We start from the raw sequence: 662 nt of genomic DNA, 5'->3' as shown, positions 1-662 counted from the left end.
CATCCTGACCAACCCGTTCTTCTGGACCCCAGACCGCTGGATACCGGTGCCCGAGAGCTGGTCCCGCAATATAGTGGTCGGGCGTGGATACGACACGGATGATGCAGATGGCGCCAAGCTCTGGGACGCGGTCTTGGACCGGGCCAGTCTCGCATTACCGGCCTCACCTGGTTCGGAGCGCTTCGTGGCACCCATTCTGGTTCGACCGCGGCTGGGTCAAGGCGCATTCCGGGTATTGGTCACAGACGCGTATGATCGACGTTGCGCGGTCAGCGGCGAGAAAACCCTCCCCATCCTCGATGCCGCTCACATTCGATCCTATGCGGACGGTGGAGAGCACGAAGGCCCGAATGGCCTTCTACTGCGAACTGACATCCACAAGCTCTTTGACCTGGGGTACGTGACCGTGGACAAGGACCTGCGCTTTGTAGTGAGCGGCCGGCTCAAGACCGACTTTGACAACGGCAGGCACTACTACGACCTGCATGGCACGACGCTGCAGTTACCGATCCTGGCTTCAGTCCTGCCTTCTTCCAGCTCGCTGGAGTGGCATCGCCATAACAAGTTCCTCGGGTAGCTGAGCGTCTATGGATCGCATGTATCTTCGTCCCACCCACGCTTGGCATCAACTGCAGGCATTCGGCTCGGCTTCACCTGTTAGG

General features: G+C 60.0%; 1 protein-coding gene. It reads left to right on the top strand.

The window, feature by feature from the left end; translation table 11 throughout:
- A partial coding sequence (locus AC1D0I_RS32850) for an HNH endonuclease (RefSeq protein WP_477400226.1) occupies positions 1-577 on the top strand: 577 nt, incomplete at its 5' end.
- Between the last annotated feature and the right edge of the window lie 85 nt (positions 578-662).

It is taken from the genome of Mesorhizobium sp. P2_D1 (assembly GCF_056404455.1).
Note: the sequence above shows the minus strand (reverse complement) of the source record. Positions and strands in the feature narration are given on the sequence as shown.